19 protein-coding genes and 1 pseudogene are annotated in these 20621 nt (G+C 60.8%); 4 read left to right on the top strand and 16 right to left on the bottom strand.

Annotation, left to right across the window (positions count from 1 at the left end; all coding sequences use genetic code 11):
• Positions 1 to 13: 13 nt before the first annotated feature.
• Together AC1D19_RS17740 and AC1D19_RS17735 are read left to right on the top strand one after the other, a co-directional pair.
• Positions 14 to 157: pseudogene (locus AC1D19_RS17740) on the top strand (LysE family translocator); the annotation flags it as partial.
• A 48-nt stretch (positions 158 to 205) separates the two neighbouring features.
• Positions 206 to 703, top strand: a complete 498-nt coding sequence (locus AC1D19_RS17735) for an N-acetyltransferase family protein (RefSeq protein WP_477763933.1) — start codon at positions 206 to 208, stop codon at positions 701 to 703.
• A gap of 118 nt (positions 704 to 821) precedes the next feature.
• Here the strand turns inward: AC1D19_RS17735 and metR are convergent, their stop codons facing one another.
• Positions 822 to 1739, bottom strand: coding sequence for a transcriptional regulator MetR (gene metR / locus AC1D19_RS17730; protein ID WP_007985733.1), 918 nt, complete (start codon positions 1737 to 1739; stop codon positions 822 to 824).
• A gap of 313 nt (positions 1740 to 2052) precedes the next feature.
• Between metR and AC1D19_RS17725 the strand changes: the two genes are divergently transcribed.
• Positions 2053 to 3087, top strand: a complete 1035-nt coding sequence (locus AC1D19_RS17725) for an alpha/beta fold hydrolase (RefSeq protein WP_477763932.1) — start codon at positions 2053 to 2055, stop codon at positions 3085 to 3087.
• 130 nt (positions 3088 to 3217) lie between these two features.
• Here AC1D19_RS17725 and aauR read toward each other — a convergent pair whose 3' ends face one another.
• The 7 genes from aauR to AC1D19_RS17690 all read right to left on the bottom strand — a co-directional run bounded on the left by aauR (position 3218) and on the right by AC1D19_RS17690 (position 11761).
• A complete protein-coding gene (gene aauR / locus AC1D19_RS17720; RefSeq protein ID WP_477752331.1) occupies positions 3218 to 4546 on the bottom strand; it encodes a two-component response regulator AauR in 1329 nt (442 codons plus the stop codon).
• Positions 4543 to 6444 (bottom strand): two-component sensor histidine kinase AauS, encoded by a 1902-nt coding sequence (gene aauS / locus AC1D19_RS17715; RefSeq protein WP_477763931.1) that lies wholly within the window; start codon positions 6442 to 6444, stop codon positions 4543 to 4545. Before aauS ends, aauR begins: the two co-directional genes overlap by 4 nt.
• A gap of 155 nt (positions 6445 to 6599) precedes the next feature.
• Positions 6600 to 7334: an amino acid ABC transporter ATP-binding protein gene (locus AC1D19_RS17710; RefSeq protein ID WP_477759824.1), complete on the bottom strand. Its 735-nt coding sequence runs from the start codon at positions 7332 to 7334 to the stop codon at positions 6600 to 6602.
• Entirely contained in the window at positions 7331 to 8002 is a 672-nt protein-coding gene (locus AC1D19_RS17705) for an amino acid ABC transporter permease (RefSeq protein WP_477763930.1), read from the bottom strand. Before AC1D19_RS17705 ends, AC1D19_RS17710 begins: the two co-directional genes overlap by 4 nt.
• Positions 8002 to 8748, bottom strand: coding sequence for an amino acid ABC transporter permease (locus AC1D19_RS17700; protein WP_477763929.1), 747 nt, complete (start codon positions 8746 to 8748; stop codon positions 8002 to 8004). The genes AC1D19_RS17705 and AC1D19_RS17700 overlap by 1 nt, the downstream gene beginning before the upstream one ends.
• A gap of 193 nt (positions 8749 to 8941) precedes the next feature.
• Complete coding sequence (locus AC1D19_RS17695; protein WP_477763928.1) at positions 8942 to 9856, bottom strand: glutamate/aspartate ABC transporter substrate-binding protein; 915 nt, start codon at positions 9854 to 9856, stop codon at positions 8942 to 8944.
• Between the two features lie 276 nt (positions 9857 to 10132).
• Positions 10133 to 11761, bottom strand: coding sequence for a glucan biosynthesis protein D (locus AC1D19_RS17690; RefSeq protein ID WP_477763927.1), 1629 nt, complete (start codon positions 11759 to 11761; stop codon positions 10133 to 10135).
• A gap of 418 nt (positions 11762 to 12179) precedes the next feature.
• On the opposite strand from AC1D19_RS17690, the gene AC1D19_RS17685 reads away from it, so the two are divergent.
• Complete coding sequence (locus tag AC1D19_RS17685) at positions 12180 to 12365, top strand: hypothetical protein (protein WP_223458275.1); 186 nt, start codon at positions 12180 to 12182, stop codon at positions 12363 to 12365.
• A gap of 37 nt (positions 12366 to 12402) precedes the next feature.
• On the opposite strand, the gene AC1D19_RS17680 is transcribed toward AC1D19_RS17685, so the two are convergent.
• The 8 genes from AC1D19_RS17680 to ydcS form a co-directional block, all read right to left on the bottom strand.
• Positions 12403 to 12693 (bottom strand): type II toxin-antitoxin system RelE/ParE family toxin, encoded by a 291-nt coding sequence (locus AC1D19_RS17680; RefSeq protein WP_082562882.1) that lies wholly within the window; start codon positions 12691 to 12693, stop codon positions 12403 to 12405.
• Positions 12671 to 12919 carry a CopG family ribbon-helix-helix protein gene (locus AC1D19_RS17675; RefSeq protein WP_477763926.1) on the bottom strand — a complete coding sequence of 83 codons (249 nt, stop codon included), beginning with the start codon at positions 12917 to 12919 and terminating at the stop codon, positions 12671 to 12673. Before AC1D19_RS17675 ends, AC1D19_RS17680 begins: the two co-directional genes overlap by 23 nt.
• A 263-nt stretch (positions 12920 to 13182) precedes the next feature.
• Positions 13183 to 14667 (bottom strand): APC family permease, encoded by a 1485-nt coding sequence (locus AC1D19_RS17670; RefSeq protein ID WP_477763925.1) that lies wholly within the window; start codon positions 14665 to 14667, stop codon positions 13183 to 13185.
• Between the two features lie 228 nt (positions 14668 to 14895).
• Entirely contained in the window at positions 14896 to 16320 is a 1425-nt protein-coding gene (locus tag AC1D19_RS17665; RefSeq protein ID WP_477763924.1) for a gamma-aminobutyraldehyde dehydrogenase, read from the bottom strand.
• Positions 16321 to 16489: 169 nt separating this feature from the next.
• On the bottom strand, positions 16490 to 17299 hold the full coding sequence (locus tag AC1D19_RS17660) for an ABC transporter permease (protein ID WP_477763923.1): 810 nt from the start codon (positions 17297 to 17299) through the stop codon (positions 16490 to 16492).
• On the bottom strand, positions 17289 to 18236 hold the full coding sequence (locus tag AC1D19_RS17655) for an ABC transporter permease (protein WP_477752342.1): 948 nt from the start codon (positions 18234 to 18236) through the stop codon (positions 17289 to 17291). Before AC1D19_RS17655 ends, AC1D19_RS17660 begins: the two co-directional genes overlap by 11 nt.
• Before the next feature lies 1 nt (position 18237).
• Positions 18238 to 19275 carry an ABC transporter ATP-binding protein gene (locus AC1D19_RS17650; RefSeq protein ID WP_477763922.1) on the bottom strand — a complete coding sequence of 346 codons (1038 nt, stop codon included), beginning with the start codon at positions 19273 to 19275 and terminating at the stop codon, positions 18238 to 18240.
• Between the two features lie 170 nt (positions 19276 to 19445).
• The gene (ydcS, locus tag AC1D19_RS17645; RefSeq protein WP_477763921.1) at positions 19446 to 20597 is read right to left on the bottom strand and encodes a putative ABC transporter substrate-binding protein YdcS; all 1152 of its coding nucleotides are present in this window, start codon (positions 20595 to 20597) and stop codon (positions 19446 to 19448) included.
• Between the last annotated feature and the right edge of the window lie 24 nt (positions 20598 to 20621).

Raw genomic sequence — 20621 nt, 5'->3', positions numbered from 1 at the left:
AAGGACCTCGCCCATGATCCCGCTTCAAGACCTGTTGATTTTTGCTGCTGCCGCGTTGCTGATGGTGCTGACGCCGGGGCCGAACATGATCTATCTGATCTCCCGCTCGATCTGCCAGGGGCGCAAGGCGGGGGTGATCTCGTTGCTTGGGGTGGTCGGGGCTGGCACTGCGGCTGATGCTTGAGCAAAAACGGATGGCTTGAACATGTGGATCGAACGACTGGATGCCAGCCACGCCCTGGACTATCGGGCATTGATGCTCGAAGCCTACGACCTTCATCCGCAGGCCTTCACTTCGAGCGTGCGCGAGCGGGCGGCGATGCCGCTGGACTGGTGGGAGTCGCGCCTGACGGGTAAGCTGGATTTGGTGCTCGGGGCGTTCGAAGAAGGCAAGTTGGCGGGCATCGTCGGCCTCGCTCTCGAGTCTCGGGAAAAGGCCCGGCACAAGGTGACACTGTTCGGCATGTATGTGTCACCGACGGTCCGCCAGCGCGGACTCGGCTATCAGCTGGTTCAGGCTGCCTTGGCCGAGGCGCAGAACCATGCGGGTTTGCGCCTGATCCAGTTGACCGTCACCGCCGGCAATGATGCCGCGTTCAACCTCTACCAGCGCTGCGGTTTCGTCCAGTTCGGCCTGGAGCCGATGGCGGTGCGGGTGGGGGAGGACTATTTCGACAAAATCCACATGTGGCGCGAGCTATGAAGTCACCGCAGATCCCTGTAGGAGCCGGCTTGCCGGCGAAAGCGGCGGATCAGTCTACGCAATATCGCCTGAAACACCGCCTTCGCCGGCAAGCCGGCTCCTACAGATGGGTGTTGCTCTATCGAACGGCACTCACGCCGTCGAGCGTCGAAAACGACGTGTCCTTCGCCGTCAGCAAGAAGTCACGCATGTACGGCGCATCGAGCATGTCGGCGCGGATCGCTGCGTACAGTGTGGCGAACAAACCTTTCTCACCCAGTCGCTTGGCCTTCACATAACCCCGCGAACTGTATTCATGCAGCGCCCAATGGGGCATGCCGCACACGCCACGACCGCTGGCCACCAGTTGCATCATCATCACCGTCAGTTCCGAGGTGCGGACCTGGGCCGGTTCGATGTCGGCGGGTTCGAGGAAGCGGGTGAAGATGTCCAGCCGATCCCGTTCCACCGGGTAGGTGATCAAGGTTTCCGGGAGCAAGTCCTCCGGGACGATATAGGCCTTGCTGGCCAGGCGGTGCTGGTTGGCCACCGCGAGCATCGCTTCATAAGTGAACAGCGGTACATAGGTGATCCCGGCCAGGTCCACCGGGTCGGAGGTTACCACCAGGTCCAGGTCGCCACGGGCCAGGGCCGGCAGCGGGGCGAAGGAGAAGCCAGAGGCCAGGTCCAGCTCGACTTCCGGCCAGGCGTCGCGGAACTGGTCGATGGTCGGCATCAGCCACTGAAAGCAACTGTGGCATTCGATGGCCATGTGCAAGCGACCGGCGGTGCCACCGGCCAGGCGACTGATGTCTCGTTCGGCGGCGCGCAGCAGCGGCAGGGTGGCATCGGCCAATTGCAGCAGGCGCAGACCGGCGCTGGTGAAGCGCACCGGTTTGGTCTTGCGCACGAACAGCGGCATGCCCATGCGCTCTTCCAGTTCTTTGAACTGGTGAGACAGGGCCGACTGGGTCAGGTGCAGGCGATCGGCCGCATCCACCAGGCTGTCGGCTTCGCGCAAGGCGTGCAGGGTCTTGAGGTGACGGATTTCAAGCACCGGGGGCTCCATGAGGAAAACTTGTCGATAAATCGAAAAGGTTGAGTTTGTCTCATGTTGGGTTGGCTGTCGACAGTAGTGCCCTCTTTTACACAGGAGCAAGTTCGCTCCCATTAGTGATCAATGTTGTTCAAAAACTCTGTGATCGACATGAATCTTGTGGGAGCGAGCCTGCTCGCGGTGAACGATAACGCGGTCCTTAAGACGACCGCCCGGCACTCTTCATCAAACTGTCATGGAACTGTGGCAGCGCGCTTGAACAAACTTCATCAGACTCGCGCTCTACTGGGGTTCTGCGTTTTGGTGTTTTTTCATGGGTGTTTCATTCTTTTCACGAATCGTGTTTTTGGCCGCATTGTTGTTCGGCCTGCCATCCTTGGCGGCTTCGCGTTGTGACATCAATGTTCCGACCGAACGGGTGGATCTGGCCCAGGTAAGCCTGGCGTACCAGAGCATCGGCCGTGCGTCGGATCCGGCCTTGCTGCTGGTGATGGGCCTGGGCGGGCAGTTGATTCACTGGCCGGACGAGGTGGTGGTCGCCCTGTGCCAGCAAGGGTTCCGGGTGATCCGCTATGACAATCGCGATGTCGGCCTGTCGACCTGGCGGCAAGCACCGGCCGAAGCCAACCTGACCTTCGAAGTGCTGCGCTACAAACTCGGATTGCCGGTGTCGTCGCCGTATTCGCTGACCGACATGGCCGATGATGGCCTGGGGCTGATGGACGCCTTGCACATCGATCAATTCCACGTGTTGGGCGCCAGCATGGGCGGGATGATCGCCCAGCACATGGCGGCCATGGCACCGCAACGGGTCGAGAGCCTGACTCTGATCATGACCACCTCCGGCGCCGAAGGCTTGCCGGCGCCGAGTGCGGCGCTGGTGCAGTTGTTGTCCCGGCGCGGTGCACCGAGCCGCGAAGTGGCCCTGGAGCAACAGGCCGACTTGCTGGCGGCGCTGGGCAGCCCGATGGTCACCGATGATCGCCAGGCGCTGCTGCATCAGGCGGCGCTGTCCTATGATCGGGCGTTCAATCCCGAGGGCGTGAAACGCCAGATCATGGCCATTCTCGCCGAGCCGAGCCGGGTGGCGTTGCTCAATCAGTTGCGGGTGCCGGCGCTGGTGGTGCATGGCACGGCCGACCCGTTGTTGCCGGTGATGCACGGGGTGCATCTGGCGGCGCATCTGCGAGGCAGCCAATTGATCCTGATTCCGGGCCTGGCCCATCGCTTCCAGGAGGCGTTCAAGGCGCCGTTGCTGGCGGCGGTGTTGCCGTATTTGCGCGAGCACCGTGAAGACACGTCGCACTGGGCGCAGATCGAGCCGGTGGCCGAACACAACCTCCTGTAACCCCTCAATCCCCTGTAGGAGCTGCCGGAGGCTGGATCTTTTGATTTTCAAGATCCAGATCAAAAGATCGCCCGAGCGCGGACCGAGCCTTCGGCAGCTCCTACAGGGGTAGTGGGCGATCAGGTTTTTCTCAATGGCTCAAGCCGTACTTTTTCACTTTGTCGAACAGCGTGGTCTTGGCCATGCCCAGTTCCTGGCTGGCCTGGGTCAGGTTGCCGCCGCTGCGTTGCAAGGCATCGCTGAGCAGGTTGCGCTCGAACGCTTCCACCGCTTCGGCAAAGGCCAGGCCTTGATTGCCGCCACCAGCACCGGGTTTCTTGAATGCCGGCAGGCCCAGGGCAAAGCGCTCGGCAACGTTGCGCAGTTCACGCACGTTGCCCGGCCAGTCGTGGCTCATCAGGTTTGAAACGGTCTGGTTGTCCAGCTCCGGCACCGCGCGGTCGAAGCGCAGGGACGACTGCTGCAAAAAGTGCTCGAACAGTTGCAGGATGTCCTCACGGCGCTCGCGCAATGGCGGCAGTTCCAGGGTCACCACGTTGAGGCGGTAGTACAGGTCGCTGCGGAATTCGCCGGCCTTGCTCGACACGACGAGGTCGGATTTGGTCGCCGCGATCACCCGGCAATCCACCGCTACGCTCTGGTTCGAGCCGAGGCGTTCGAGGGTGCGTTCCTGCAACACCCGCAGCAGTTTGATCTGCAAGGGCAGAGGCATGCTTTCCACTTCGTCGAGGAACAGCGTGCCGCCGTCGGCGTGTTCGATCTTGCCGATCCGTCGTTTACCCGCGCCGGTAAAGGCGTTGGCCTCGTGGCCGAAGATTTCGCTTTCGAACAGGTTCTCCGGCAGGCCGCCGCAGTTCAGGGCGACGAACTGCTTGGTGTGCCGCCGACTGAAATCATGCAGGCAGCGCGCGACCAACTCCTTGCCGGTACCGGTCTCGCCTTCGATCAGCACGTTGGCCGAGGTATCGGCGACGTTGGCAATCAGTTCCCGCAGGTTCTGCATGGCCGGCGAGCGTCCGATGATCCGCCCTTCGAGGGAGTCGCGCTCGGCCAGTTGCCGGCGCAGCGACGACACTTCCCGTGCCAGGCTGCGCTGCTCCAGGGCGCGGCGGGCGACATCCACCAGGCGCTCCGGGGAGAACGGCTTTTCCATGAAGTCGTAGGCGCCTTTCTGCATCGCGCCCACGGCCATGGAGATGTCGCCGTGTCCGGTGATCAGCACCACCGGCAGGCTGCGGTCGCGGGCCTTGAGCCGCGTCAGCAGTTCCAGGCCATCGATGCCCGGCAGGCGAATGTCGCTGACGACAATGCCGGCGAAATCGTCGCCGACCCGCTCCAGGGCTTCTTCGGCGCTGCCCACGCCAATGCAGGGAATGTCTTCCAGGGTCAGCGCCTGTTGGCAGCCGAGCAGCACATGGGGGTCGTCTTCGACGATCAATACACTAAGGTCGTTGTTCATATTGGCTCGGCGGGAGTGGGGCTTACCAACGGTAAACTGAGGACGAATGTGGTACCACCGCTGGCCGGGTGCTCGACACCCAGGTGACCGCCGGTGGCGGCGGCCAGGCTGGCGGAAAGGGTCAGGCCAAGGCCCAGGCCCTGTTCGCCGGGTTTGGTGGTGAAGAAGGGTTCGAACAGGTGCTCGCGCGCTTCGGCGTCGATGCCGTGGCCGTTGTCACGCACGCGCAGGCGGTATTTGCCATCGAACGCTTCGCCTTCGAGCCACAGCTCGGGTTGCGGCTGCGCTTGCATGGCGTCGAGGGCGTTGCCAATCAGGTTGACCAGAATCTGCTCCAGGCGGGTCTGGTCGATTTGCACCTGCACATCGGTGAAATCGCGGTGCAGTTGCAGGTGAATGTTTTCCACCCGGCCGCCGAGCAATTGCAAGGCGGCGTCCACGCCTTTGCCGAGGCAGGCCAGGCCCTTGTCGTCCCCGCGCCGGGCAAACGAGCGCAGGCTGGCGGTGATCCGGCCCATGCGGTCGATCAGTTCGTTGATGGTCTTGAGGTTGGTGTTGGCCACGTCGAGCTGACCGCGTTCGAGGAAGCGCACAGTATTGCCGGACAAGGTGCGCAGCGCCGCCAGCGGCTGGTTCAGTTCGTGGGCGATGCTGGTGGACATCTGGCCGATGGCCGCGAGTTTTCCGGCCTGTACCAGTTCATCCTGGGCGCGGCGCAAGGTCTCTTCGGCGAGCCGGCGTTCGCGGATCTGGGCCTTGAGCCGTTCGTTGCTGGCGCGCAGGTCGGTGGTGCGTTCGGTAATCCGACGCTCCAGCTGATTGTTGGCTTCCTGCAAGGCTTCCCGGGCCGCGAGGCGGGTGGCGATCACCTTGCGCCGCTCGTTCCAGGCGATCAACAGAAAGGCACAGAGGGCAAACGCCACCGCCACCAGAATCCCCTGGTTGATCGCTTCGCGGCGCAAATCCTGGAGCGGCGTGAGCAGGGTGAAATTCCACGGCGTATCGCCGAGCGGCCGGGTTTGCGCCAGGTAGCTGATGTTTTCGTCGTCGGACACCAGTTCGCTGTTGGCCGGGAACGTGAGTTTTTCCACGCCTTCGGACAGGGTTTCCCGGGCCAGCGGCTGCAGTTCGTTGAGCGGGAACCAGTAGTACTGCAGGCTGCGGGCGAGTTTTTCCTTGGTTTCTTCGCTCAGCGGCACCACCGATTTCAGACGTCGCGCCGGGTCACTGGACAGAATGATGATGCCGTTCTCGTCGCTGACGAAGGCTTCCAGTCGCGCCCGCTGCCAGCGTTCTTCCATGGCTTCCAGGCGTACCTTGACCACCGCGACGCCGATGATCTTGCCGTGTTCTTCCAGGCCATGGGCCAGGTAGTAACCGGGTTCGCCGTTGGTACTGCCGATGCCGTAGAAGCGCCCGGGCTGACCACGCACGGCGTTCTGGAAATAGGCGCGAAAGGACAGGTCTTCACCCAGGTAACTGTCGACATCGCGCCAGTTGCTGGTGGCCATGACGCGGCCGGTGGTGTCCATCACGTAGATGGCCCGACTGCGGCTGCGCCGGTTCAGGCCTTCGAGGTAATCGTTGACCGTTTGCCGGTGTTCCGGGGTCGGGTCGGCCAGCAACTGCGAAACGCTGGTTTCGAGCTCCAGCAGGCTGGGCAGGTAGGTGTATTTGCTGATTTCGCTTTCGACGGCACGGGCGTGCAGTTCCAGCTGACGCTGACCGTTCTCGCCAAGGCTGCGAATGCCATAGTGCTCACTGATCCAGAAGCCGATATAGCCCAGGCCGATCATCATGGCGATGATCAGCGGTGGCAGGAACAGATGGCGAATCAGACGGGGTTTCACGGCGAGTGATGGCATTGCTGCGCGATAAAGATTGGGGTCGCATTTCATCACAGATGCCTTGGGTCAACCACAACACAAATCTGAACCTGCACCGCCCCATGTAGGAGCCGGCTTGCCGGCGAAGACGGTGGCCCGGACATTCGAGATCGTCTGGACCACCGCCTTCGCTGGCAAGCCAGCTCCTACAAAGGAGCGAATTGCTTTTAGTGCTGCAGAATCTTGTTGAGGAAGTGCTGCGTACGATCCGCACGGGCATTGATGTCGCCGAAGAACTCCTCTTTCTTGCAGTCTTCGATGATCTTGCCGGCGTCCATGAAGATCACCCGGTCCGCGACTTTACGGGCGAAGCCCATTTCGTGGGTCACGCACATCATGGTCATGCCTTCGTGGGCCAGTTGCACCATCACGTCGAGCACTTCGTTGACCATTTCCGGGTCCAGCGCCGAGGTCGGTTCGTCGAACAGCATGACGATCGGGTCCATCGCCAGCGCACGGGCAATCGCCACACGCTGCTGCTGACCACCGGACAGTTGGCCAGGATGCTTGTGAGCATGGGCCGAAAGACCTACGCGCTCGAGCAGTTGCAGGCCTTTCTTGGTGGCTTCTTCCTTGCTGCGGCCCAACACCTTGATCTGCGCGATGGTCAGGTTTTCGGTGATGGTCAGGTGCGGGAACAGCTCGAAGTGCTGGAACACCATGCCCACGCGCGAACGCAGTTTCGGCAGGTTGGTCTTCGGGTTTGCGATGGAGGTGCCGTCGACCACGATGTCGCCTTTCTGGAACGGTTCCAGGGCGTTGACGCACTTGATCAGGGTCGATTTGCCGGAACCGGATGGTCCGCACACCACGATCACTTCGCCTTTTTTGACCTCGGTGCTGCAATCAGTCAGTACCTGGAAGTCCCCATACCACTTGTTGATGCTTTTGATAGAGATCATACGGCGAACCTTTTTTGCAGACGCTTGACCAGCTGCGAGGCGGCAAAGCTGATGGTGAAGTACACGAGACCGGCGAAAACCAGGAACTCATTGGAGCGGCCAATGATGTCGCCACTGGCGCGCGAAGCATTGAGGAAGTCCACCAGGCCGACGGCGTAGACCAGCGAGGTGTCCTGAAACAGGATGATGCTCTGTTGCAGCAACAGCGGAGTCATCTTGCGGAACGCCTGCGGCAGGATGATCAGACGCATCATCTGGCCGTAAGTCATGCCCAGCGCCTGGGCAGCGCCCATCTGACCCTTGGGAATCGACTGCACACCGGCGCGGACGATTTCGCAGAAGTACGCGGCTTCGAACATCATGAATGCCACGATGCAGGAGGCGAACGCGCCGATCGGGGTGTCTTCGCCGGTGATCCAGCGCAGCACGAACGGCACCGCCAGGTAGAACCAGGTGATGACCAGCAGCAACGGGATCGAACGGAAATAGTTGACGTAGGCGCCGGCGATGTTCGACAGCAGCTTGCTGTGGGACAGACGCATCAACGCCAGGATGGTGCCGAGGATGATCCCGCCGACCACGCCCATGACCATCAGCTTGAGGGTCATGATCATGCCGTTCCACAGGCCCGGCAGGGACGGGATGATGCCCGAGAAGTCGAATTCCATCATTTACCCCCTACGGAGATCAGGCCCGGTACGGCGACTTTCTTCTCGACCAGGCGCATCAGCAACATCAGGCTCATGTTCAGGGTGAAGTAGATCAGCGTTGCCAGGGTAAAGGCTTCGAACAGGTTGGCGGAAAACTCGGCGGTCTGTTTGGTCTGCGCGAGCAATTCCATCAAGCCGATCAGCGAGGCCACGGAGGTGTTCTTGAATACGTTCAAAAATTCCGAGGTAAGCGGCGGAATGATGATCCGGTAGGCCTGGGGCAGCAGCACGTTCCAGTAGATCTGCGGCAGCTTGAAACCCATGGCGCGGGCCGCGGCTTCCTGGCCCTTGGGCAGGGCCTGGATACCGGTACGCACCTGTTCGCAAACCCGGGCGGTGGTGAACAGGCCCAGGCACACCACGACGCTGAGGAAGGCCGAGGTGGTCGGGTTCAGGTCCTGCTTGTACCACTCTTGCAGGTCGGCAGGCAGCAGATCGGGCACCAGGAAGTACCAGATGAACAGCTGAACCAGCAGCGGCACGTTACGGAAGAGTTCGACGTAGCAGGTGGCGATGCCCGATACGATGCGATTCGGCACGGTACGCATGACGCCCAGGATCGAGCCCAGTGTCAAGGCGATGATCCAGGCCGCGATGGCGATGCCGATGGTCCAGCCCAAACCGGTCAGGTACCAGTCGAAATAGGTCTCGCTGCCCACGCCGGTGGACTTGAAGAACACGCCCCAGTCCCAGTTGTAATTCATTAGGGTCTCCCCTCGGATTCGATCGATGTACAAGTACCCGCTTGGGGAAGCTCCGTTCCCGCCTGTCCTTGAGGGACAGGCACACGCGCTCGGCTCGACAGCCACCGGTTCGAGTGTTTCCAGAAATGCCAGCAGGGAGTGACAACCTCCTGAAAGGGCTTGCGCCCTGTCAGGAGATAAGGTTAGTCAGAAATCAGGATTTCTTGTCGTCAGCCGCTTTATCGGTCGGATTGGCGATCAGGGCCTTGAGCTCGTTGCTCATCGGGAAGTTCAGGTTCAGGCCTTTTGGCGGGATAGGTTGCATGAACCATTTTTCGTAGATCTTGTTGATCTCGCCCGATGCGTAGGTGGCCTTGATGGCGTCATCCACAGCCTTTTTGAACGGCTCGTCGCCTTTGCGCACCATGCAGCCGTAGATTTCGTAGGACTGCGGAGTACCGGTCACTGCCCAGTCTTTCGCATTCTTGGCCTTGGCTGCTTCACCTGCCAGCAGAGCGTCGTCCATCATGAAAGCCACGGCACGGCCGGTTTCCAGCATCTGGAAGGATTCGCCATGGTCTTTGGCGGAGATGACGTTCATGCCCATCTGCTTGTCGGCGTTCATCGCCTTGAGGATGCGCTCGGACGTGGTGCCGGCGGTGGTCACGACGTTCTTGCCGGCCAGGTCAGGGAAATCCTTGTACTTGGAGTCTGCCTTGGACAGCAGGCGAGTACCGATTTCGAAGATGCCAACGGAGAAGTCAACTTGCTGCTGACGCTCGACGTTGTTGGTGGTGGAACCGCATTCGAGGTCCACGGTGCCGTTCTGTACCAGCGGGATACGGGTTTGCGAAGTCACCAGGTTGTACTTGACCTGGAGGTTCGGCATGTCGAGGTCTTTTTTCAGCGCTTCGACGACTTTCAGCTGGATGTCGTGGGAGTAGCCGACCGGTTTGCCGGAAGCATCCGCGATGTAGGAAAACGGAATGGACGCGTCACGATGCCCGAGGGTGATGACACCGGACTCTTTGATCTTCTTCAGGGTGCCGGTGAGTTCGGCGGCGAACACTGGCGTGCTGATCAGAGCGGCAGCAATGGCTGCGCCCAGGATATGGGGAATGATGCGCATCAAATTTTCCTCGACATTGTTTTTTTTATGGAGCCAGTTCATCGGCCCTTTTGTGCTGCAAATCACCTGAGCGCTACTGAGAGAGGGCGCAAAGGACATTCGTCGAAGAAGTGTAGAGCATGACTCGTGCCAGACCAGTGCCAATGAATCATGTTATTGATTTATAAGGAAATTAAATATTTATGGCGCGAATATTGAGGTTGGATGATCCGGTTAACCGAACTGACCCGCAGGTCGCGTTCGGAAAACCGAATGGTGGTTGGTGCTACTTGGCTGTCAGGGATATTTGCGCTTGTCCGGGGCTGGCGGGAAGTACTGATACAACCAGGTTTCGCTCAGCGTGCGGTCGTTGGTGCGGATGAACAGGCGCAGCTCGACAGGCTCCACGCTGTCATTGGTCGGGTACCAGTCAAACAGGATGCGGTAGCCCTTGATGTCATCGAGCTTGAGCACGCTGAAATCCTTGACCTCGCCGTTCGAGCAAGTGACCACCGGCTCGATGCCCGCGCCTTCAGGCAAGCGGTCCAGGCCACCGCCGGTGAAGTCCACGGCAAAACGACGGGCCCAGACTGGCGGGTAATGCTCGCCCGGCGCCCAGCCTTCGGTGAAACCGCCCATGCCTGAACGGGTCGCATTGACTCGCGCCAGTGGTGTGCCGACCGGTGGCAGTGCGCTCCAATAGAGTTTGTAGCCGTAGTTCAGCGAATCGCCGGCCGCCACCGGTTTCTTCGGGGTCCAGAAGGCGACGATGTTGTCCAGGGTTTCGCCGGTGGTGGGAATCTCCAGCAGATCGACCGAGCCTTCGCCCCATGGGGTGGTCGGTTCGACCCACAGGCTTGGGCGGCGGCTGTACCAGTCGACGGTGTCCTGATAGCTGGCGAACTCGTGGTCGGTCTGCACCAGGCCGAAGCCCTTCGGGTCGGTATCGGCGAAGGCATTGAATTGCAGGGTCGCAGGGTTATTCAGCGGGCGGCAGATCCACTCGCCGTTGCCGCGCCACATGGCCAGGCGATCGGAGTCGTGGATTTGCGGGTGAATGGTGTCGCACATCCGGCGTTCGTGGGTGCCGCAACTGAACATGCTGGTCATCGGCGCAATGCCCAGTTGGTCGATGGCGGTGCGAGCGTTGACGTGGGCATCGATCTCCATCACCACGCGCTCGGCCTGGCAGTCGATATCGAAGCGGTAGGCACCGGTGGCGCTCGGCGAATCGAGCAGGGCGTAGACCACGAAGCGGGTGCTGTCCTTGTCCGGTGTCTCGAACCAGAACTTGGTGAAGTCGGGAAATTCTTCGCGCTTCTTGGCGTAGGTGTCGATCGCCAGTCCGCGGGCCGACAAGCCGTACTGGCCGGTGGCGTCTACCGCACGGAAGTAACTGGCGCCGAGGAAAGACACGACGTCGTGCTTGTCCAGTTCCGGGGCCTTGAACAGCTTGAAGCCGGAGAAACCCAGGTCGCCCTTGAGCTGTGCGGTGTCGACCGTGGTGTTTTCATAGTTGAACAGCGACGGGCGGAAATGCACCTCGCGGGCCATGCGGGTTTTCGGATCGACGCTGTACATGCGCACCGGCTGCTTGAACCCCATGCCGACGTGGAAGAACTGCACGTCCAGCTGACCCTTGAGCTCTTTCCACAACGAATGATTGCCGTCGTAGCGGATCGCATTGAAGTTCTGCGGCGTCATGGTCGCCAGGGTTGGCGGCAACTGTTGCTTGGTGTCCTGGTAGCGATTGCTGGCGAGCTGTTTGGCCTGGAGCTTCAGCGCCTCGAAATCGAACGCGGTGGCCTCGCCATCAGCGGTGCCGCCACTGGCGGCCCAGGCCTGGGCCGCCAACAGGCCCGTGGCGGACAAACCGGTGTAGGCCGCGATGGCCATGGAGGCTTTGAGCAAGTTCCTGCGGTGCATAAATACAACCTGTCTTGAGCAATCCCGCGCCGTTCCTGGCACGTGCTGGATCAGAAATATCGGTTCGGACATGCCTTCGGCCAAACGCAACGGACTTTTAAACAGATGCCCGACAGCTTAAACCGTTCGATTGCAGAGCAAAATTGATTGATGGCACTGCGCCGGCTCGGCAATGAAACAAGACATGTCGGGAAACAATTCCGACAGGGGTTTCTGATTTACAGGGCATTTCTGCTTTTTTCGACTAATTACTCTAAAAACCGCTTTTCAGCGCCCGGAATATTTCTATTCTGTGCACATGACCGGTTTATGCCCTTCGGACCGGTGCGGTTCAGCGGGCACCCAGCGGCTGCTGAAAAAGGGATAGGGCGATGCGTTTTTTTGCAGTTTCTTTGACGTCTAGAGAAGGACATCGTCCATGTCGAAAGTACAGAACATCACTGAATTGTTGGGAATCTTTCCGTGCCTGGCCAGCGGGAGGCGAAGACGCCGGCTCAATAGCGAGGAAATGAAACTGGTGGAACGCTATCGGGAGCTGTCGGAGAGCGACAGGATCGCGATGAGATATCTGGTGGATGCGATGAGGAGTGTTTCGAGGTTCTGAAGCAATGGGGCATCCCGTCCTGGCTGGATGCCCTCATCTACCAATCCTGGGAACGCTCGGATCGCTGATGCAGCACGCGCAGAACTTGTACCTGGCCTTGGGAAAATCGGTAAGGGGCGATAAAGGGAAAACGGCCAAGTACCAACTCTCGGACATCGGGCATGCCTGAAGGCCTGCCCGAGCCGGGAAACTGTTCCAACAATTCAAAGGATTGCAACATCGTGGAAATGATTTCGAGAGCGGCTTTTGCGCCAACTACCTTTCGGTAGTGCTCGTGAATGGCATCGAGATCGCTATCGGCTTTTTCAGTCAGTACTACGCTCGGCACGTTTTGCCCACTTAGCCTTCACGGCATCCAGATCGGTGAGTTTCCCCGCGTCGGCATCGGCGATGCCGTCACTGATGGCTAGCAGATGCCAGGACTCGGCTTCCACATATCGAACCAATGCACGCTTGAGATGGTACTGACGATCTCTGTCGGTCGCCGCAGCCAATAAATCCAGCTGCTGTGCCAATTGTTCTTCGACGCGAAAAGACAAAACGGGTGAGGCCATGATGGCTCTCCTAAGGTGTATACGCTGTAAACGACGTAAACACCCTAGGCCGAGCCAGGGTTTTCGTCAACCGCAGGCGTGCATGGGCTGCACGAAACTCTAGTGCGGCGAACACGAACGAGAGAGAGGGATGTGTTGCCAGATGCTAACGCAACGAGATGGGGTTAACCGACTCAGCGCCCGTCGGGGGGAGATATCCATATTCAATCCTAGTCGGTTTTTTAGATCGCCCCGGCACCACGACGGCACCGGGGCGAATGCCGTTACCGGCTGACTTTCCAGGCATCGCCCGCCGGGGCGGTGCCGTGGTCATACGGCTTGGCGATCCACATGTAGAGCAAGCCCAGGCCAATCACGATGGCAGTGCTCAGCACCATCGCGTAGTTGATGTACCACGCGGCATCCGGCGTACGTGGCCAGGCCATGTTGATGATGGCACCGACACCATAGACCAGCGCGCCGATGTTCACCGCCCAACCCCAGGCGCCGAGGGTGAATTTGCCGCTGGGTTTCCAGCCCTTCAGGCGGGCGTACAGGGCCGCGAGCACGATCATCTGGAACGCCAGGTAGATGCCGATGGCCGCGAAGCTGACGATGGTGGCGACCGCGTCTTGCAGGAAGAAACCGAGGATGATGATCAGCGCCGGCAGGACACCGGACACGAACAGCGCGGCAACTGGAACCTGAGTCGTAGGGGAAATCTTTTTCAGCAGTCGGCTGCCGATGACCATTTCATCACGGGCGTAGGAATACAGCAGACGACTGGCCGCCGCTTGCAGGCTGATCACGCAGGAGATGAAGGAAATCATCACCACGCCCATCACCACTTTCGAACCCACCGGGCCGAAGGCGTTGTTGAGGATGGTGGTGACTGGATCCTTGTCGGTACCGTTGATCACGGCCTGCATGTCCGGCACGGCCAGGATCAGTGCCAGGCAGGCGAACATCGCCGCGATGCCGCCAATGTAGATGGTCATGCGCATGGCCACCGGGATCTGCTTGCTCGGGTTCGGGGTTTCTTCGGCCACGTCGCCGCAGGCCTCGAAGCCGTAGTACAGGAACATCCCCGCCAGCGACGCGGTGAGGAAGGCCGGCAGGTACGAGCCGTCGACACTGATATCAAAGGTGTTGAACAACACGCTGATGGGTTGATGACGCTCGAAAATCAGCAGGTAAACACCGACGATCACCGCGCCCACTAGCTCACAGAGGAAGCCGAACATGGCGATCCGTGCCAGCACTTTGGTGCCGCTGAGGTTGACCAGGGTGGCGAATAGCGTCAGGAACAGGGCGATGATGATGTTGGTGTTGTTGCTCGGTTCAAAGCCCATCATGGCGGCGAGGTACGGACCGGCACCCACGGCAACCGCCGCGATGGTCACGCACAGGGCGATGGAGTAGATCCAGCCAACCATCCACGCCCAGCGCTTGCCCACCAGACGACGGGCCCATGGGTACACGCCGCCGGAAATCGGGAACTGCGAAACCACTTCGCCGAAGATCAGGCACACCAGCAACTGGCCGCAACCGACCAGCAAGTAAGCCCAGAACATCGGTGGCCCGCCCGCGGTCAGGCACAGGCCGAACAGGGTATACACCCCGACGACCGGGGACAGGTAAGTGAAGCCCAGGGCGAAGTTTTCCCACAGGCTCATGCTGCGATTGAAGTTGGAGGTGTAGCCCAGCTTGCGTAGTTGCTCGGCATCGCTGTCGGCAAGGGCTGCAGAGAGATCGGGTGATGCACTCATGTGTGATTGCTCCGGAAAATCGGCAGATTTCGGATGTCCGAAACCGTGACGGGGCCTTGAAGGCACCGCCCGGATCGGTGGTTATTGTTTTTTGAGTTGCGGTGAATCTCTGGTGACAAGCACAGACACCGTCCGTGTGTCCGCTGAAAAGATCGCAGCCTGCGGCAGCTCCTACAGGGTGTAAGGCGCTCGGTGTAGGAGCTGCCGCAGGCTGCGATCTTTTCGTGTTTAGTGCTTGAACATCACATGCCGCACAACGGTGTAGTCCTCGAGCCCGTACATGGACATGTCCTTGCCATAGCCGGACAGTTTCTGACCGCCGTGAGGCATTTCACTGACGAGCATGAAGTGCGTATTCACCCAGGTGCAGCCGTACTGCAAACGGGCCGACAGGCGATGGGCGCGGCCGACGTCGGCGGTCCACACGGAGGAGGCCAGGCCGTAGTCCGAATCGTTGGCCCAGCCCAGCACCTGTGCTTCATCGCTGAATCTGGTCACCGACACCACTGGCCCGAACACTTCGCGGCGCACGATCTCGTCGTCCTGCTGCGCGTCGGCCAGCACGGTCGGTTCGAAGAAGTACCCGTCGCCGTCGACAGCTTTACCGCCAGTGATCAGGCGGATATGCGGCTGGGCTACGGCGCGTTCGACGAAACCGGCCACGCGGTCGCGGTGTTGCGCGGTGATCAGCGGACCGAGTTCGGTCGATGGATCGTCCTGCAGGCCGTATTTGATGCTGCTGACGGCCGCTCCGAGTTTCTCGACGAATTTGTCGTAGATGCCTGCCTGCGCGTAGATGCGGCAGGCGGCGGTGCAGTCTTGCCCGGCGTTGTAGAAACCGAAGGTGCGGATGCCTTCGACGGCGGCATCGATGTCGGCGTCGTCGAAGATGATCACCGGGGCCTTGCCGCCCAATTCCATGTGCATGCGTTTGACGCTGTCGGCAGTGCTGGAAATGATGTTCGAGCCGGTGGCAATCGAGCCGGTCAGCGACACCATGCGCACTTTCGGGTGGGTGACCAGCGGGCTGCCGACGGTAGGGCCACGACCGAACACCAGGTTGAGCACACCAGCCGGGAAAATGTCCGACGCCAGTTCGGCCAGGCGCAGGGCGGTCAGTGGGGTTTGTTCCGACGGCTTGAGCACCACGGTATTACCGGCGGCCAGGGCCGGGGCGATTTTCCAGGCGACCATCATCAACGGGTAGTTCCACGGCGCGATGGAGGCGATCACGCCCACCGGGTCGCGGCGGATCATCGAGGTGTGGCCGGACAGGTATTCGCCACCGGCCGAACCGCTCATGCAGCGGCTGGCGCCGGCGAAGAAGCGGAACACGTCGGCAATCGCCGGGATCTCGTCGTTCAGCGCGGCGCTGTAAGGCTTGCCGCAGTTGTCCGATTCCAGTTTGGCCAGCTCTTCGCCATGGGCCTCGATGGCATCGGCGAGTTTGAGCAGCAGCCGCGAACGCGCTTTCGGCGGGGTCTGCGACCAGCTGTCGAACGCGGCGTCGGCGGCGCGTACGGCGGCATCGACCTGGGCTGCGCTGGCTTCGTTGATTTCCACCAGCACACGACCCTGTGCCGGGTTGAACACCGGTTGGGCGGGGCCTTCGCCGCTTTGCAGTTGGCCGTTGATCAAGAGTTTGGTTTGCATGGCTTTGTCCTCACTAACACTTTTATTTTGCTGCCTGAACCGGATCTAAATGTAGGAGTGAGCCTGCTCGCGATAGCGGTCTTACAGTCGACATCACTGTTGAATGACAGTCAGTCATCGCGAGCAGGCTCACTCCTACAGGGATTCGGTTCCTTCAGTGGTTATTCGGTTACTTCCCGCCGCTACCGGCAACGCTTTCGCCACCCCGCGTCAGGTAATAAGCACCAAGAATCGGCAGCATGGTCACCAGCATCACCAGCATCGCCACGACGTTGGTCACCGGCACGTCCCGTGGGCGGCTGAGCTGGTTGAGCAGCCACAGCGGCAGGGTGCGTTCATGGCCGGCGGTGAAGGTGGTGACGATGATTTCGTCGAACGACAGGGCAAACGCCAGCATGCCGCCGGCCAGCAACGCCGAGCCGAGGTTCGGCAGGATGATGTAGCGGAAGGTCTGCCAGCCGTCGGCGCCGAGGTCCATCGAGGCCTCGATCAAGCTGTGGGAGGTGCGGCGCAAGCGGGCGATGACGTTGTTGTAGACAATCACCACGCAGAAGGTCGCGTGGCCGACGATGATGGTGAACATCCCCGGCTCGATGCCCAATGTCTTGAAGGTCGCCAGCAACGCGATCCCGGTGATGATCCCCGGCAGGGCAATCGGCAGGATCAGCATCAGCGAGATGCCTTGCTTGCCGAAGAAGTCCCGGCGGTACAACGCGGCGGACGCCAGCGTGCCGAGGACCATGGCGATCAGGGTGGCAATCGAGGCGATCTGCAACGACAGCTTGATGGCTTCGAGCACGTCCGGCCGTGAGAACGCCACGCTGAGCCACTTCAGGGTGAAGCCCTTGGGCGGAAAGCTGAACGCCGCGTCTTCGGTGTTGAAGGCGTACAGGAAGATGATCAGGATCGGGAAGTGCAGGAACAGCAACCCGCCCCAGGCGGCAATGCGCAGGCCGAGAGAGGCTTTGTCAGAGTGCATCGAAGGCCCCCAGTCGTTTGACGATGGACAGGTAGATGGCGATCAGCACGATCGGCACCAGGGTGAACGCTGCGGCCATCGGCATGTTGCCGATCGCGCCTTGCTGGGCATACACCATGCTGCCGACGAAGTAGCCGGGCGGGCCGACCAGTTGCGGCACGATGAAGTCGCCCAGGGTCAGCGAGAAGGTGAAGATCGAGCCTGCGGCAATGCCCGGGATCGACAGCGGCAGGATCACTTGCGTGAAGGTCTGGCGTGGCTTGGCGCCGAGGTCGGCGGAGGCTTGCAGCAGCGACGGCGGCAGGCGCTCCAGCGAGGCCTGGATCGGCAGGATCATGAACGGCAACCAGATGTAGACGAATACCATGAAGCGCCCCAGATGCGAGGTCGACAAGGTGCTGCCGCCAACGCCCGGAATGCCCAGCACCAATTGCAGAACCGGTTCCAGCCCCAAGTGCTGCACGAACCACTGCGCCACGCCACCCTTGGCCAGCAGCAGCGTCCAGGCGTACGCCTTGACGATGTAACTGGCCCACATCGGCATCATCACCGCGATGTAGAAAAACGCCTTGGTCTTGCCCGTGGTGTAGCGCGCCATGTAGTAGGCAATCGGGAACGCGACGACGGCGCTGGCCATCGACACGACAATCGCCATGCCCAGGGTGCGCAGGATGATGTCGAAGTTCGACGGCTGGAACAGCGCGGTGAAGTTGGCCAGGGTCAGGTCAGGGGTGACCGCCATGGTGAAGTCATCGAAGGTGTAGAAACCCTGCCACAGCAGCACCAGCAACGAGCCCAGGTAGATCGCGCCGAACCACAGCAGCGGTGGCACCAGCAGCATCGACAGGTATAGGTTTGGCCGGCGATACAGCAGGTTGGAGAACCGGCGCAACGGCGAGCCGCCCGACTGGGTTTGGGAGATAGCCAGGGTGTTCATGTCACACCCCGCCCGCAACGGTGTCGTGCAATGCAATCATGGCTTCACGCGCCCAGCGTGCACTGATGCGTTGGCCGGTCTGGTGTTGTGCGCTGGTGTCCTGCCATTGGTTGTTGGCCTGGCTGATGTTCAGGGTCTGGCCGTTTTCCAGTTTCAGCTCATAGCGGGTGGCGCTGCCCTGGTACTGGATATCGTGGAGCAAGCCGGAGACTTCGATTTCGTGGCTGGCCAGCGGGCCTTCGGCGAAACGCACATGCTCCGGGCGAATCGAGAACGGCTGCGGGTTGCCACTGAGCTGCCTGGCCAGGTCGCCGCGAATCACGTTGGAAGTGCCAACGAATTCCGCCACGAAGGTGGTGGCCGGTTTCATGTACAGGTTGCGCGGACTATCGACTTGTTCGATGCGGCCCTTGTTGAACACGGCCACGCGGTCGGACATCGACAGTGCTTCGGTCTGGTCGTGGGTGACGAAAATGAAGGTGATGCCGAGCTGGCGTTGCAGCTTCTTCAACTCGCCCTGCATTTGCTCGCGCAGTTTCAGGTCGAGTGCACCGAGGGGTTCGTCGAGCAGCAGCACCCGTGGACGGTTGACCAAAGCGCGGGCGAGGGCCACACGCTGGCGCTGACCACCGGAGAGCTGCACCGGCTTACGCTCGCCGTAGCCGCCGAGGGCGACCATCTCCAGGGATTCTTCGGCGCGCTTGAGGCGTTCAGCCTTGCCGGTGCCTTTAACCTTCAAGCCGTAGGCGACGTTGTCGCGAACGTTCATGTGCGGGAACAGCGCGTAATCCTGGAACACGGTGTTCACGTCACGCTGGTACGGCGGCAGGCCGGCGGCCTCTTCGCCATGAATCCGGATGGAGCCTGCGCTCGGTTGTTCAAAACCGGCGATCAGGCGCAAGCAGGTGGTTTTGCCCGAGCCGGAAGGCCCCAGCATGGAGAAAAACTCGCCGTCCTGGATGTCGATGGAAACCCGGTCAACGGCTTTCACTTCGCCGAACTGACGGGAAACGTTGGTGAACTGGACTGCAAGCGTCATGGTGCGGTGCTCCAAAAAGGCGCGCTTTCTATCAATTGAATCGGGTGTGCCGTGGAAAGATCGCAGCCTGCGGCAGCTCCTACAGATTTTGCATAGGGCGCCACATTTGCGGTGCATGCGATCGGCGTAGGAGCTGCCGAAGGCTGCGATCTTTTGATCTGGTTAGGGGATCAACGACCGCCCATGATCGCGATGTAGTCCTGGGTCCAGCGGCTGTACGGTACGAACTTGCCGCCTTCAGCTTGCGGGGTTTTCCAGAAGGCGATCTTGTCGAACTGGTCGAATCCGTTGGTCTTGCAGCCTTCGGCGCCGAGCAGTTCGCTCTCCTTGCACGCCGCCGGAACCGCTGGCAGCGAGCCGAACCACGCCGCTACGTCACCCTGGACTTTCGGTTGCAGCGACCAGTCCATCCACTTGTAGGCGCAGTTCGGGTGCTTGGCCTCGGCGTGCATCATGGTGGTGTCGGCCCAACCGGTGGCGCCTTCTTTCGGAATGGTCGAGGCAATTGGCTGCTTCTCGTTCATCAGGCCGTTGACCTGATACGGCCAGGCACCGGAGGCAACCACGCCTTCGTTCTTGAAGTCGCTCATTTGTACAGTGGTGTCGTGCCAGTAGCGGTGGATCAACGGCTGCTGGGCGCGCAGCAGGTCGAGCACGGCCTTGTATTGGGCTTCGGTCAGTTCGTAGGGGTTCTGGATGCCCAGTTCCGGCTTGGCGGTCTTCAGGTACAGCGCCGCGTCGGCGATGTAGATCGGGCCGTCATAGGCCTGCACGCGGCCCTTGTTCGGCTTGCCGTCCGGCAGGTTTTCCGCATTGAACAGCACGCCCCAGCTGGTGGGCGGGGTCTTGAACACGTTGGTGTTGTACATCAACACGTTCGGACCCCACTGATACGGGGCGCCGTAGGTCTGCTTGTTGACCACGTACCACGGTCCATCCTTGAGGCGCGGGTCGAGGTTTTTCCAGTTCGGGATCAACGCGGTGTTGATCGGCTGCACACGCTTGCCGACGATCAGGCGCAGGGACGCGTCGCCCGACGCAGTGACCAGGTCGTAACCGCCCTTGGCCATCAGGCTGACCATTTCATCGGAGGTGGCGGCGGTCTTGACGTTGACCTTGCAGCCGGTTTCCTTCTCGAAACCGGTCACCCAGTCGTAGGCCTTGTCGCTCTCGCCACGTTCGATGTAGCCGGGCCAGGCCACAATATCCAGTTGACCCTCGCCAGCCCCGACAGCTTTGAGCGGCTCGGCGGCCTGGACACTGGCGCTGGCCAGCAGCGCGGTGGTGATTGCACTGAGCAGTGCGGTCTTGTGCACGAACATGGGAATTCCCTCTTCTTTAATTAT

The sequence above is a fragment of the Pseudomonas sp. P1_C12 genome (assembly GCF_056406435.1).
The sequence above is the reverse complement of the archived record's forward strand: the minus strand, read 5'-3'. Positions and strand labels throughout refer to the sequence as shown.

Excerpts from the sequence above, each read along its gene's own strand:
- AC1D19_RS17735 (WP_477763933.1), top strand. The coding sequence starts at position 206 with ATGTGGATCGAACGACTGGATGCCAGCCACGCCCTGGACTATCGGGCA.
- AC1D19_RS17725 (WP_477763932.1), top strand. The coding sequence starts at position 2,053 with ATGGGTGTTTCATTCTTTTCACGAATCGTGTTTTTGGCCGCATTGTTG.
- aauR (WP_477752331.1), bottom strand. The coding sequence starts at position 4,546 with ATGAACAACGACCTTAGTGTATTGATCGTCGAAGACGACCCCCATGTG.
- aauS (WP_477763931.1), bottom strand. The coding sequence starts at position 6,444 with ATGAAATGCGACCCCAATCTTTATCGCGCAGCAATGCCATCACTCGCC.
- AC1D19_RS17710 (WP_477759824.1), bottom strand. The coding sequence starts at position 7,334 with ATGATCTCTATCAAAAGCATCAACAAGTGGTATGGGGACTTCCAGGTA.
- AC1D19_RS17705 (WP_477763930.1), bottom strand. The coding sequence starts at position 8,002 with ATGGAATTCGACTTCTCGGGCATCATCCCGTCCCTGCCGGGCCTGTGG.
- AC1D19_RS17700 (WP_477763929.1), bottom strand. The coding sequence starts at position 8,748 with ATGAATTACAACTGGGACTGGGGCGTGTTCTTCAAGTCCACCGGCGTG.
- AC1D19_RS17695 (WP_477763928.1), bottom strand. The coding sequence starts at position 9,856 with ATGCGCATCATTCCCCATATCCTGGGCGCAGCCATTGCTGCCGCTCTG.
- AC1D19_RS17690 (WP_477763927.1), bottom strand. The coding sequence starts at position 11,761 with ATGCACCGCAGGAACTTGCTCAAAGCCTCCATGGCCATCGCGGCCTAC.
- AC1D19_RS17685 (WP_223458275.1), top strand. The coding sequence starts at position 12,180 with ATGTCGAAAGTACAGAACATCACTGAATTGTTGGGAATCTTTCCGTGC.
- AC1D19_RS17675 (WP_477763926.1), bottom strand. The coding sequence starts at position 12,919 with ATGGCCTCACCCGTTTTGTCTTTTCGCGTCGAAGAACAATTGGCACAG.
- AC1D19_RS17670 (WP_477763925.1), bottom strand. The coding sequence starts at position 14,667 with ATGAGTGCATCACCCGATCTCTCTGCAGCCCTTGCCGACAGCGATGCC.
- AC1D19_RS17665 (WP_477763924.1), bottom strand. The coding sequence starts at position 16,320 with ATGCAAACCAAACTCTTGATCAACGGCCAACTGCAAAGCGGCGAAGGC.
- AC1D19_RS17660 (WP_477763923.1), bottom strand. The coding sequence starts at position 17,299 with ATGCACTCTGACAAAGCCTCTCTCGGCCTGCGCATTGCCGCCTGGGGC.
- AC1D19_RS17655 (WP_477752342.1), bottom strand. The coding sequence starts at position 18,236 with ATGAACACCCTGGCTATCTCCCAAACCCAGTCGGGCGGCTCGCCGTTG.
- AC1D19_RS17650 (WP_477763922.1), bottom strand. The coding sequence starts at position 19,275 with ATGACGCTTGCAGTCCAGTTCACCAACGTTTCCCGTCAGTTCGGCGAA.
- ydcS (WP_477763921.1), bottom strand. The coding sequence starts at position 20,597 with ATGTTCGTGCACAAGACCGCACTGCTCAGTGCAATCACCACCGCGCTG.